The sequence below is a fragment of the Phyllobacterium sp. TAF24 genome (assembly GCF_052113785.1).
In the GTDB taxonomy this organism is placed as follows: Bacteria; Pseudomonadota; Alphaproteobacteria; order Rhizobiales; family Rhizobiaceae; genus Phyllobacterium.
In genome coordinates, this window is record NZ_JBFRDN010000016.1 from 62,934 (window position 1) to 76,204 (window position 13,271).

Genomic DNA, 13,271 nt, shown 5'->3' on the forward strand with positions numbered 1-13,271 from the left:
CAATTGCACCTTTGTTCGCACAAATGAACGTTGGTCACAAACCTTACGTAAGAGGCGTTTCAACCCAGTGCAAACCACCAGGTTGCCAATCCCAAAAATGAGAAAAAACCGACAACGTCGGTTACAGTCGTTACAAAAACTGCCGATGAAATAGCCGGATCGGCTCCGAACTTGTCGAGCAGCAGGGGAATCAGAATGCCACCCAGCGCCGCCGCCATCATGTTGATGATCATGGCTGTGGCGATAATCCCGCCAAGTTCGACACTCTGGAACCAAAGGCCCGCGACCATGCCTATCAATAGCGCGAACACCATGCCGTTAATAAGCCCGACCGAAGCCTCGCGGCGGATGATGCGGCCCGCATTGTAGATATCCATGTGCCGGGTCGCCAAGGCGCGCACGGTGACGGTCATGGTCTGGGTCGCCGCGTTGCCGCCCATAGAAGCCACGATGGGCATAAGGACCGCAAGCGCGACCATCTGCTGGATCGTCCCGTCAAACAGCCCGATGATGGATGCGGACAGAAACGCGGTGAACAGATTTACGACCAGCCATGGCGTGCGTGAACGGGATGTTGAAAAGACCGAGTCGGAAAGTTCTTCGTCGCCGACGCCGCCGAGGCGCATGATATCCTCTTCGGCCTCTTCCTGAATGACGTCCACGATGTTTTCGATGGTGAGCACGCCAACGAGCCGCTCGTTCTCATCGACAACGGCCGCAGACAGAAGATCGTACTGTTCAAAGATTTGCGCCGCTTCTTCCTGATCCATGGTCGCAGGAATGGCGTGACGCGTCTCGTGCATGATCTCGTCGATCTTCGCATCGCGTCCGGCGCGCAGGATACGGTCGAGATCAATGGCGCCGAGCAGCCGGAACATCGGATCGATGACGAAAATCTGCGAAAAAGACTCGGGCAAATCCGCGTTGTTGCGCATGTAGTCGATGGTCTGTCCGACGGTCCAGAATGGCGGAACCGCGACAAACTCCGTCTGCATACGGCGACCGGCGGTTTCTTCCGGATAGCCGAGAGAGCGGCGAAGACGGACGCGCTCGGTAAATGGCAGTTGCGCCAGAATCTCGTCGCGGTCTTCTTGGTCGAGATCCTCAAGAATGTAGACGGCATCATCGGAATCAAGATCCTGAACCGCTTCAGCGATCTGCTGATTCGGCATGGCGTCGACGATTTCGAGGCGCACGGCCTCATCAACTTCCGCCAGAGACGCAAAATCGAATTCATCGCCAAGAAGCTCGATGAGTGCCGAGCGCTGCTCCGATTGCAGCGCCTCAAGAACGTGGCCAAGCTCGGACTGGTGCAGCTTGCCGACGTGGGACCGAAGAAACAGAACATCGCGATCCGCAATGGCGGCGCCGACACGGGCGAGATAGGAAGAGCGGACAGCGCCGTCTTCGCCATAAATGTCGACGTCCCGCTCTTCATCGGCGGACTGAGGCAATGTTTCAGTTTCGTCCATCGGTCCGCACCTGCCTTCCTGACATGTCTTGCACTGTCAGACTGTCAGTTAGCGCATAACCCCTGAAATCCAAATCGAATTCTTGAGGGATTATGCGCAATTTCAGAGGGTTACTACTACCCTGCTCAACCATTGGACGCAAAGCATTGATATCAGGCGGCGCTGTCTTCCCAGCCGCTGATTGCCTTGACCTCAAGAAAGTCTTCCAGTCCCCAATGACCGCCCTCACGGCCAATGCCGGACTGCTTGTAGCCGCCGAAAGGTGCGTCTGCCTTATGCGACGCGCCGTTCACGCGAACCATACCGGCACGCAGCTGCTTTGACACACGCTTGATCCGTTCGCGATCACCGGATTGGATATAGGCAGCGAGCCCATAAGGCGTGTCATTGGCGATTTCGACGGCCTCTTCTTCCGTATCGAACGGGATCATGGCAAGCACCGGTCCAAAGATTTCTTCACGGGCAATCGTCATGTCATTGTTCACATCGGCAAACACGGTTGGACGAACGAAATAGCCCCGATTAAAACCTTCCGGACGGCCAGTACCACCGGCAATCAGGCGCGCACCTTCCTTGATGCCCTGTTCAATCAGGCCCTGTACCTTATTGAACTGTGCTTCGGAAACGAGCGGGCCCATATGGTCGCCATCCTTTGCCGGATCGCCAACCACTGTCGCCTTGGCTGTGGCGGCAGCCACTTCCGTTGCCTTGGCGTAAACGGAGCGTTCCACCAGCATGCGCGTTGGCGCATTGCAGGACTGGCCTGTGTTGTTGAACACGTGTTGCACGCCGCGCGTGACAGCTGCTTCGACATCGCTGTCGGCAAAAACAATATTGGGTGACTTGCCGCCGAGTTCCAGCGACACGCGCTTGACCGTATCGGCAGCCGCCTTGGTGACGGCAATGCCTGCGCGGGTCGATCCGGTAAACGACATCATGTCGATGCCGGGATGTGCGGACATGGCAGCACCGACCGACGGGCCATCGCCATTGACCATGTTGAAAACACCAGCCGGAAGACCCGATGCATCGATCATTTCGGCAAATACAACTGACGAAATCGGTGCAATTTCAGAAGGTTTCAGCACAACGGTGCAACCTGCAGCAATAGCGGGCACAACCTTGAGGATGACCTGATTCATCGGCCAGTTCCATGGTGTGATCAGGCCGCAAACGCCGATTGGTTCATAGGCGATCAGGACATTCTTGTTGTGCTCATCCAATGGCCGTTCGAATTTGAAATCCTTCAAAGCGCGCATGAAAGCCTTGAGGTGGCTGGTGCCCGAGGCCGCCTGCTCTTCCAGCGCCATTTTGATCGGCGCACCCATTTCGGACGAAATCGCCTGCGCCATATCGTTGATACGCGCTTCATAGACTGCGGTCAGGCGTTCAAGCCACGCAATGCGTTCCTCACGGCTTGTCAGGCTCCAGGTGCTGAATGCCTTGCGCGCGGCGTTCACTGCAGCATCGACGTCGGCGGCTGATCCAACTGAAATGACAGCAAATGCCTGCTCATCGGCAGGATTGATGACTTCAAGGTCTCTTGCCACGACTGGAGCTGTCCATTTTCCATTGATATAGAAATCGGTCTTGCGAAGCATGGTTGGTCTCCTGCCTGTGGGATGTTGATTGAGAGCTGGTCGATGCCGCTCATTGTTCGATTGAAGGTGTAGCCGATGAATAGGTTACCAGCCAACAGCAATATCGAACAAAGAGGCGAAAATAGCGGCGTACTCTTATCGGTTCACGATTTCTTCCGCTGATGGAACTGACGGCTGAGGCGCAGGAAATTGCCCAGCATCGCATGGCCATATTCCGTCAGCACCGATTCCGGATGAAACTGTACGCCAAAGGTCGGGTGCTCATTATGTGCGAGCCCCATGATTTCGCCCCTATCCGAACGTGCAGTAACAGTGAGCGCGGTGGTGCTTTCATCGGCAACGACAATAAGCGAATGGTAACGCCCCGCCTTGAATGGGCTTGGCAGTCCCTTGAACACCCCTGTTCCGTCGTGCTGGATCAGTGATGAACGGCCATGCATAGGCTGTTGCGCGCGCAAAACCTTGCCACCAAAGACCTCACCTATACACTGGTGGCCAAGGCAGATGCCCAGAATAGGCAGAGTACCGCTGAACTTTTCAATGATGGCCAGCGACTGGCCCGCTTCATGCGGTCCGCATGGTCCCGGCGAAATAACGAGAGCCGAGGGCTTTAACGTTTCAATATCGGCAATCGAGATCGCGTCATTGCGGACAACCTGCGTTTCCTCGCCAAGTTCGGCAAAATAGCGCGCCACGGTGAAAACAAACGAATCGTAATTATCGATGATGAGGATCATGACCCGATATCTCCGGCCATATCGAACACATCGAAAATCCGCACCGCCTTATCGAGCGTCTCCTGATATTCCGCCGCCGGATCGGATAGCGCCGTGATACCGCCCCCCGCCTGAAACACAGCCTTGCCACCCTGAAACAGCACCGTGCGGATAGCGATATTGGTATCCATATTGCCATTGAAGCCGATAAAGCCGATCGAACCGCAATAGATGCCCCGCGCAACATGCTCGGTTTCCGTGATGATCTCCATCGCCCGCAATTTTGGTGCGCCAGTGATCGAACCGCCGGGGAATGCCGCGCGGATCAGATCCAGCAATGTTCTATCATCCGCCAAACGACCGGTGACGACGGAAACCAGATGATGCACGCTGGCATAGGATTCCAGACCGCAAAGTACAGGCGTTAGAACAGAATGGGGATTGCAGACGCGCGAAAGGTCGTTGCGCATCAGATCAACAATCATCAGGTTTTCAGCGCGATCCTTTTCCGACGCCAGCAGTTCATCCGCATGCTGCCGGTCGATGTCAGGATCAGCCGAGCGCGGTACAGTACCCTTGATTGGCCGTGTTTCGACATTCCTGCCACGCGCCGACAAAAACCTCTCGGGCGAACTTGAAGCTATCACCAGATCGTCATGTTCGAGATAGGCGGCAAATGTTGCAGCGTTGCGCTGGCGCAAGGCTTTGTAGAACGACCAGATGGGATAATCATCAGGAAGATCGGCGCTAAACCGTTGCGCGATGTTGGCCTGAAAAATATCGCCGTCGAGAATGTATTCAACAACCCCAGCGACAGCCTGCATATAGGCTTCACGCTCGAAATTGGATTGCCAGATTTCTCGCGCAATGCGTGGTCTTGGAAAGCTGTGCTGTTCCGGTCGTTTTTCGAGCGCGGCAAAGAAGGCATCCGAACGCTCTACAGCACGAGCCGCACGTTGTTCCCCCGCTTGCTCCGGCAAGCCCGATGAAACCAGCCAGACCTTTTGTTTCAGGTGATCGAAGGCAAGAACGACATCATAAAAACTCCAGACCGCATCCGGAACGTCGCCTTGCGGCTGCTTTACCGGTTCGGGAAGATTTTCCAGCAAGCGTCCGAATTCATAGGAAAAATAACCGATCGCTCCGCCGTGGAAAGGAGGAAGATCACGCTGATCATCGAGCTGATACAGGTCCAGATAATGGGAAAGCGCCTCCAGTGGCGGAAGTTGCGATGCTTCATCGTTCCAGTGGACTACACCGTCTGTTACCACCAGTTTTCCGAAGGGATCGGCGGCCACATAGGAATAACGGCCGAGCTGGTCATGACGCATGGCGCTGTCAAGAAAGCTCAAGCCCCCGAATGGCCTGAGGCTTTCGGCAGCATCTACAGGTTCCAGCCATGGAATTTCCCGGATATACATCCGTTACTATCTCCCGGTGATTTCACCCGCTTTTGCGGGTTGAAAGAAGGATACTTGTCTCGGTCAGGGTGATTCCGTCAATATGGCGAATGTCCCGCAAGGTATGATCGAAGGCTTCAAGGGTTTCGACTTCGATTTCCGCGACAATATCCCAACGTCCATTGGTCGTATGCAGCGCGCGAATCTCGGGAAACCCCTGCAGACGGCGGATAACTTTCTCCGCACCTTGGCCCGCCACTTCGATCATGGCAATGGCACGCACACCATAAACACCCGCCCCGGCTTTCAGCGTCACGGTGAAACCCTGAATGGTGCCATCGCTGGTCAGCTTGTCGACGCGGGCGCGCACGGTGGCGCGCGAAATACCCAGCAATGTCGCCATCGACGAAACGGGCATGCGGCAATCATCCCGGAGCAAAGACAGCAATCGGCGGTCGAGGTCATCCATATCATATTCCAATTTGTATAATTCTGTTGCGCAATCTGCGCATTAAGTTGCGCATTTCTATCAGGATGCTGTCTATTTGTCACCGCCCCGGGCTGGCAGTATAATGGCCGCGACGGAGGGTTCTCCGGCTTCCATCTATTGACCAATTAAACGCGAAAGTGGCGCTTGTTGATGAACATGCTCGGCAAATTTGAGAACGACCCAAAACAGAAATTGATGATTGTCGGCGCGCCTATCGAGGAAGGCGCCGGTCGTCTCGGCGCCCTGATGGGACCTGCGGCGCTGCGCACTGCCGGTCTCATCAGCACATTGGAAGAAATGGGCCATCCTGTTGATGACCATGGCGACCTTCGCCTGCCCGATGTGTTGCCAGTCGTCCCACCAGTCACGGGTCTTGCTCACCATATCGAAAAGATTGCCGCCTGGTCGCGTATGCTGTGCGTTGAGACCTATGAAGCGATGAAGGCGGGAGAATTTCCAGTTATTCTCGGCGGCGACCATTCGCTTTCCATGGGTTCGGTCGCTGGTGTTGCTCGCTACTGCCAGGAAAACAACCGCGAACTCTTCGTGCTCTGGCTCGATGCCCATTCGGATTTCAACACACCGGCCACATCACCATCGGGCAATATGCATGGCATGTCGGCGGCGCTCCTGTGCAACGAACCCGGCCTTGAAGGCGTATTTGGCGATGAGCCGCATGGCCTGATCAAGCCTGAAAATCTGCATCTTTTCGGCATTCGTTCCATTGATACTGTTGAGCGAAAGCTGCTGCGTGAACGCGGCATCGACGTTATCGACATGCGCCAGATTGATGAGTTCGGCGTGGCCAAGCTCATGCGCCGCATCATTGAACGCGTGCAAAAGGCCAATGGCATCCTGCATGTCAGCTTTGACGTGGATTTCATCGATCCATCGCTCGCACCCGGTGTTGGCACGACAGTTCCCGGCGGCGCGACCTATCGCGAAGCGCATCTCGCCATGGAAATGCTGCATGATTCCGGCGTTGTCGGTTCGCTCGATATCGTTGAACTCAACCCGTTTCTTGATGATCGCGGCAAGAGCGCCATGCTGCTTGTCGATCTCGTCGCCAGCCTGTTCGGCCGGCAGATTTATGAACGTCCCGCCCAGTCAGACCAGAGCACCGCTGCTCTCAACGTATAAGAAAATTGGCAAATAGGAGGATATTTTGCTGCAGACAGCCGCCCAACTGATTTCGACCGAGTCCCGTCTTGGCGCTCATAATTACAAGCCGCTTGATGTGGTTCTGTCGCGCGGTGAAGGCGTGCATGTCTGGGATATCGATGGCAATCGTTATCTCGATTGCCTCTCGGCCTATTCGGCTGTCAATCAGGGCCATTGCCATCCCAAAATCCTTAGCGCGATGACTGAACAGGCATCAAAGCTCACACTGACCTCCCGCGCGTTTCGCAATGACCAGCTTGCCCTGTTCTATGAGGAGCTGGCGGCGCTAACCGGCTCGCACAAGATTCTACCAATGAACAGCGGTGCCGAAGCCGTCGAGACTGCCATCAAGGCCGTTCGCAAATGGGGTTATGAGGTCAAGGGCGTGCCAGAGAATGCCGCAGAGATCATCGTCTGTTCCGATAATTTTCATGGCCGCACCATGGGAATCGTCGGTTTCAGCACCGACCCATCGGCGCGCGAGAACTTTGGCCCCTTTGCGCCGGGCTTCAAGGTGGTTCCGTTTGGCGATATCGATGCGTTTGCCGCAGCACTGACATCAAACACGGTGGCTTTCCTCGTTGAGCCTATTCAGGGTGAAGCGGGCGTGATCATCCCGCCAAAGGGCTATTTCACCAAGGTGCGCGAACTTTGCACGCAGAATAACATCACGCTCATCCTTGATGAAATCCAGACTGGCCTTGGCCGCACCGGCGCTCTCTTGGCCGAAGCCCATGAGGGTATCGAAGCGGATGTCACGCTGATTGGTAAGGCGCTGTCAGGCGGTTTCTATCCGGTTTCCGCAGTGCTTTCGAACAGCGATGTGCTCGGCGTTCTGAAACCCGGCCAGCATGGCAGCACATTTGGCGGCAACCCGCTTGCCTGCGCCATCGCCCGGGCTGCCCTGCGCGTGCTGACCGAAGAAAACATGATCGAAAACTCCCGCATCGAAGGCGAATATTTCCTGCAGCAACTCAAAGGCATCCGCAGCAATATTGTCCGCGAGGTGCGGGGTCGTGGGTTGATGCTGGCGATTGAGCTGCATCCGGAAGCCGGTGGTGCCAATCGGTTCTGCTACGCGTTGAAGGAACGCGGAATTCTGGCCAAGGACACCCATGGCGATACGATCCGCATTGCACCGCCATTGGTGATCACGCGCGATCAAGTGGATTGGGCGCTGGAACAGTTCGATGAAGTGCTGACGAGCATGAATTGAGGACGCCCCTCCTTCTCCGTCATCCTCGGGCTTGACCCGAGGACCCACGGCAAACAAAGAAAGACAGCATTCATTGTTCCTGCTTGTTGCAAATGCTGCACGCGCCTTTAAGTCAGCGAGCTGCTGGAATGCATCTGTTTAAGTGGGAAGTTTAGTGCTGCACAGCCATGGGTCCTCGGGTCAAGCCCGAGGATGACGGAAAGGGAGGCGTTGCAACGCTAATCGCCAACGTTGCAGAACCTGGCTCCCTGCAATCCACCAATCTCCCTCATGGTGAACTTGTCGAACCACGCACCACACATCTTTCTTACACCCTCACCCGTTCAGCCTTCGGATCATACATCGGCTTCAGCGAAGCCTCGGCTTTCACGCGCTCCCCGGCGATCTCGATCTCATAAACGGATGAAAGCACCTGTTCTTCGCTCTCGCCCTTGCTGGCGACATAGCCAAGGCCAATTGCACCGCCGAGATGATGCCCGTAATTGCCTGAGGTGATCGTTCCGACAATCTCGCCATCGCGCACGATTGCCTCATTGTGGAACAGCAGCGGCTCGGGATCAGCAAGGCGGAACTGCACCAACCTTCGATCAAGCCCGTTCTGCTTCTTCCTCAACACCGCATCGCGCCCGATGAAATCGCCCTTGGCAGGTTTGACGGCAAAGCCGAGACCGGCCTCCAAAACGTGATCCTCATCGGTGATATCATGGCCGAAATGGCGGAAAGCCTTTTCGATGCGGCAGGAATCCAGCGTATGCAGGCCACAGAGTTTCAAGCCAAGCGCCTGCCCTGCTTCTTCCAAAGCCTCGAAGACGTGGGCGGTCTGGTCAGATGATACATAAAGTTCCCAGCCGAGTTCACCGACATAGGTGACGCGATGCGCCCGCGCCAATCCCATGCCAATCTCGATTTCCCGTGCTGTTGCAAAGGGATGCCCGGCATTGGAGAAATCATTCGGGCTGATCTTTTCGATGAGGTCGCGGGATTTCGGCCCCATCAGGCAAAGTACGGATTCCGCCGCCGTCACATCGGTGATGACAACGAACTCATCCTTGAGGAGTTTGCGCATCCAGGCGAGATCGCGTTGCAGCGTCGCTCCCGGAACGACTGCAAAGAACGCGGTTTCCGACAGGCGCGTAATGGTCAAATCGCTTTCAATACCGCCGCGATTGTTGAGCATCTGCGTGTAGACAATCCTGCCCGGTTCGACATCGAGCTGGTTGGCGCAGAGCTTTTGCAGGAAAGCCAGTGCATCGCGGCCCTCAATGCGGATTTTACCGAATGACGTCATGTCGAACAGACCGACACCACTGCGCACGGCCAGATGCTCATCGCGCTGGTTGTCGAACCAGTTCTGCCGCTTCCACGAATAGCGATATTCGCGTTCCTGACCGGGTTTTGCGAACCAGTTGGCGCGTTCCCAGCCCGCTACCTCGCCAAAGACGGCACCGCGATCCTTCAAATGCTGATGCAGCGGCGATCTGCGGATATTGCGCGATGTTGCCATCTGCCTGTAGGGAAAATGGTCGGCATAGAGCAGGCCGAGCGTTTCGGAGACACGTTCCTTCAGATAGCGGCGGTTTTTCTGGAATGGCTGGGCGCGGCGGATATCCACCTCCCAGAGATCGAAAGGCGCTTCACCATCGTGAATCCACTGCGCCAGCGCCATGCCCGCGCCACCCGACGAGACGATGCCAATCGAGTTGTAGCCCGCCGCAACCCAGTAGCCGCCAAGCTCCGGCGCTTCGCCGAGATAGTAGCGATCATCAGGCGTGAAACTTTCAGGACCATTGAAGAAGGTATGAATACCTGCCGTGCCGAGCATCGGCATGCGGTTGACGCCCATTTCAAGGATCGGCTCGAAATGCTCGAAATCTTCAGGCAGTTGATCAAAGCAGAAATCCTCGGAAATGCCGTTCATGCCCCAAGGCTTTGCCACAGGTTCGAAGGCACCGAGCATCATCTTTCCGGCATCTTCCTTGTAATAGGCGCACTCATCGGGGACGCGCAGCACGGGAAGCCGCCCAAGCCCCTGAATGGCTTCGGTGACGAGATAAAAATGCTCGCAGGCGTGCAGTGGCACCGTGACACCCGACATGGATGCGAGATCACGCGCCCACATGCCGGCGCAGTTGATCACCACATCGGTTTCAATCGTGCCCTGTTCCTCGCCCTTGGCCCATGAAACGCCCGATACCCGGCCATTCTTTTTGCTGATATCGGTGACCTTCACTTGCTCGAATATCTTTGCGCCGCGTTGTCTCGCGCCCTTGGCCAGCGCCATGGCAATATTGGCTGGATCGCACTGTCCATCCAGCGGCAAATGCACTGCACCAACCACATCTTCAATATTAAGATGCGGATACATCTCTTTGACTTCGCTTGGAGAAATCTCGCGCACATCAACATTGAAGGCACGGGCCAGCGATGCCTGCCGGTAAATTTCGTGCTTGCGCTCTTCGGTCAGTGCCACGGTGATGGAACCCACCTGCCGCATGCCCGTGGCAACGCCGGTTTCCTCCTCCAGCTTCACATAGAGATCGGCTGAATATTTGGCGAGGCGTGTCATGTTCTGCGAGGCACGCAACTGGCCGATCAGGCCAGCGGCATGCCAAGTGGTGCCCGAAGTCAGTTGTTTGCGCTCCAGGAGGACGATATCCGTCCAGCCGAGTTTCGCCAGATGATAGGCCACGGAACAGCCGGAAACGCCGCCGCCGATGATGACAGCCCGGGCTTTCGAGGGGAGCGAACTCATGCGCGGATTCTTTCGTTATTGGGGTCCCAGAGCGGTTGATCCGGATGAACAGTGGCCCTGAAGCGCTCGCCGAAAATTTCGACTTCAACTTCCGTGCCGGGTTCGGTGAGTTCGGTCTTGAGCATGCCAAGGGCTATGGATTTGTCGATCCGGTGGCCCCAGCCACCCGATGTGATTTCACCGACAATGCTGCCCTTATGCCAAAGCGTCGACATGTAAGGCGCATCGCAATCACCGGCATCGACGGTCAACGTGACGAAGCGCTTTGTGACGCCCCGCTGTTTTTCGCTTTCAAGCGCAGCTTTGCCAAGAAAATCGGGCTTTTCCCATTTGATGAAACGCTCAAGCCCGCTTTGTAGCGGCGTATAGTCGGTGGAAAGATCGCCCTTCCATGCGCGATAACCTTTCTCCAGTCGCAGCGAGTCGAGCGCATACATGCCGAAAGGCTTTAGCCCATATGTCTGTCCCGCCTGCCAGACCGCATCGAAAATGGCTGTGGTGTCGGCAATCTTGCTATGGATTTCCCAGCCAAGCTCTCCGGCAAAGGAAACGCGCACGAGTTGGCAATAGTGTCCGGCAATCTGTGTTGTCTGGTGCGACAGCCATGATTTTGTCAGGTCCGCATCGCAGATACCGGCAAAGAGATCGCGGGCTTTGGGGCCGGTGACGATCTGACAGGAAAACTGCTCCGTGACATTGCTGATTGTGATGGAGCTACCCTTGGGTAGATGGTTTTGCAACCATTCCAGATCATGCCACTCGGCGACACCTGCGGTGATCAGGAAAAACACGTCCTCATCCAGCGCCATGATGGACATTTCGGTGACGACCCGGCCCTTGGCATCAGCAAAATAGCCAAGGCCGATACGGCCGGGTTTGGGCACCAGTCCGGTGATCAGGCTTGAAAGCCAGTCACGCGCACCCGCACCGCTCACCTTGAAGCGGGAAAAGCCGGGAAGATCGAGAATGCCGACCGCATCGCGCACCGCATGGCATTCTTCGCGTATACGCTGCTGCCATGGCCCTTCGCGCGTAAAGGTCTGGGTGGATTCTTCCGACGTATCGTCGCCGGGCTGCGCATACCAGTTTGCCCGCTCCCAGCCATTATAGGCACCGAACTGCGCGCCGAGCCTGGCGATACGATCATGCAGCGGCGAGAGCTTTTTGTTGCGTCCGGCTGGCCATGTGAGACGCGGGAAATGAATGGCATATTCATGCCCATAAACTTCAACACCCTTGGCGACGCTGTAAGCCTGATCGGCAAAGCCGGTGAAACGGCGCGGATCGCAGGACCACATATCCCATTCCGTTGCACCTTCCGTCACCCACTCAGCCAGCACCTTGCCTGCGCCGCCCGCCTGCGCAATGCCGAAGGTGAAAACACAGGCTTCAAAAGCATTGGGAACACCAGGCATCGGCCCGATCAGCGGATTGCCATCGGGTGCATAGGGTATCGGACCATTAATGACCTTTGATAGGCCGGCCGTTCCCAGAATGGGCACGCGGGCAATGGCATCATTGAGATGCCAGTCGAGCCGTTCCAGATCATCGGGGAAAAGCTGGAAGGAAAAGTCATCCGGCATCGGATCATCTGATGTTGCCCAATGCGCCCGGCAATTGCGCTCATAGGGACCAAGATTCATGCCGTTCTTTTCCTGCCGCAGATAATAGGACGAATCCACATCACGCAGCAGTGGCAGTTTGTGGCCTTGCTCGCGGCTCCATGCGGCAATTTCAGGGATTTCATCAAACAGCAGATATTGGTGGCTCATCACCATCATCGGCACATCGCGGCCAAACAGTTTGCCGATTTCCTGCGCGCGATAACCGGCGGCATTGACCACATATTCACAGCGGATATCGCCCTGCGGCGTGGAAATCACCCATTCATCGCCATCGCGCCGTGCAGCGGTCACAGGGCAAAAACGGATGACTTTTGCGCCCATATCGCGCGCGCCCTTGGCCAGAGCCTGCGTCAGCTGGGCTGGATCAATATCGCCGTCATTGGGATCGTAGAGCGCGCCTTCCAGATCATGCGTCGACAGGAAGGGATAGCGCCCGGTGATTTCATCGACACCGAGCACATCAATATCCATGCCCTGATAGCGGCCCATGCTCTTGACGCGCTGAAACTCGCGCATCCGCTCCTTGCCATGGGCAAGCCGCAGCGAGCCCGTGACGTGGTAGTTCATGGGGTAGTCGACTTCCTGCGCCAGTCCCCGATAGAGTTCAGCCGAATAACGCTGCATGTTCATCACCGACCACGAGGCGGAGAATGTCGGCACATTACCCGCCGCATGCCATGTGGAACCCGATGTCAGCTCGTTCTTTTCCAGAAGCACGCAATCGGTCCATCCAGCCTTGGCCAGATGATACAGGCAGGAGACGCCGACCGCCCCGCCGCCAATGATGACGACCCGCGCCGACGTTGGAAATTCAGACATGCAAAGTCTCCCGTGGTCT

General features: G+C 56.3%; 9 protein-coding genes. 2 read left to right on the top strand and 7 right to left on the bottom strand.

Translation table 11 applies throughout. From position 1 onward, the window contains the following. Nucleotides 1–59 precede the first annotated feature (59 nt). The 5 genes from mgtE to AB4Y96_RS15100 form a co-directional block, all read right to left on the bottom strand. Nucleotides 60–1,472 (bottom strand): magnesium transporter, encoded by a 1,413-nt coding sequence (mgtE, locus tag AB4Y96_RS15080; RefSeq protein ID WP_091884580.1) that lies wholly within the window; start codon nt 1,470–1,472, stop codon nt 60–62. Between the two features lie 152 nt (nt 1,473–1,624). Next, the gene (locus AB4Y96_RS15085) at nt 1,625–3,073 is read right to left on the bottom strand and encodes an aldehyde dehydrogenase family protein (protein WP_441918275.1); all 1,449 of its coding nucleotides are present in this window, start codon (nt 3,071–3,073) and stop codon (nt 1,625–1,627) included. Between the two features lie 143 nt (nt 3,074–3,216). Further along, entirely contained in the window at nt 3,217–3,810 is a 594-nt protein-coding gene (locus tag AB4Y96_RS15090) for an anthranilate synthase component II (RefSeq protein WP_441918276.1), read from the bottom strand. After that, nucleotides 3,807–5,210, bottom strand: a complete 1,404-nt coding sequence (gene pabB, locus AB4Y96_RS15095) for an aminodeoxychorismate synthase component I (protein WP_441918277.1) — start codon at nt 5,208–5,210, stop codon at nt 3,807–3,809. Before pabB ends, AB4Y96_RS15090 begins: the two co-directional genes overlap by 4 nt. Nucleotides 5,211–5,232: 22 nt before the next feature. Next, the gene (locus AB4Y96_RS15100) at nt 5,233–5,658 is read right to left on the bottom strand and encodes an Lrp/AsnC family transcriptional regulator (RefSeq protein WP_091884590.1); all 426 of its coding nucleotides are present in this window, start codon (nt 5,656–5,658) and stop codon (nt 5,233–5,235) included. A 177-nt stretch (nt 5,659–5,835) separates the two neighbouring features. On the opposite strand from AB4Y96_RS15100, the gene rocF reads away from it, so the two are divergent. Both rocF and rocD read left to right on the top strand, forming a co-directional pair. Next, complete coding sequence (gene rocF / locus AB4Y96_RS15105) at nt 5,836–6,819, top strand: arginase (RefSeq protein ID WP_441918311.1); 984 nt, start codon at nt 5,836–5,838, stop codon at nt 6,817–6,819. 28 nt (nt 6,820–6,847) lie between these two features. Further along, nucleotides 6,848–8,056: an ornithine--oxo-acid transaminase gene (gene rocD / locus AB4Y96_RS15110; protein ID WP_441918312.1), complete on the top strand. Its 1,209-nt coding sequence runs from the start codon at nt 6,848–6,850 to the stop codon at nt 8,054–8,056. A 307-nt stretch (nt 8,057–8,363) separates the two neighbouring features. On the opposite strand, the gene AB4Y96_RS15115 is transcribed toward rocD, so the two are convergent. Beyond that, on the bottom strand, nt 8,364–10,808 hold the full coding sequence (locus AB4Y96_RS15115) for a GcvT family protein (RefSeq protein ID WP_441918278.1): 2,445 nt from the start codon (nt 10,806–10,808) through the stop codon (nt 8,364–8,366). Continuing rightward, nucleotides 10,805–13,252: a GcvT family protein gene (locus AB4Y96_RS15120; RefSeq protein WP_441918279.1), complete on the bottom strand. Its 2,448-nt coding sequence runs from the start codon at nt 13,250–13,252 to the stop codon at nt 10,805–10,807. Before AB4Y96_RS15120 ends, AB4Y96_RS15115 begins: the two co-directional genes overlap by 4 nt. Nucleotides 13,253–13,271: the final 19 nt, after the last annotated feature.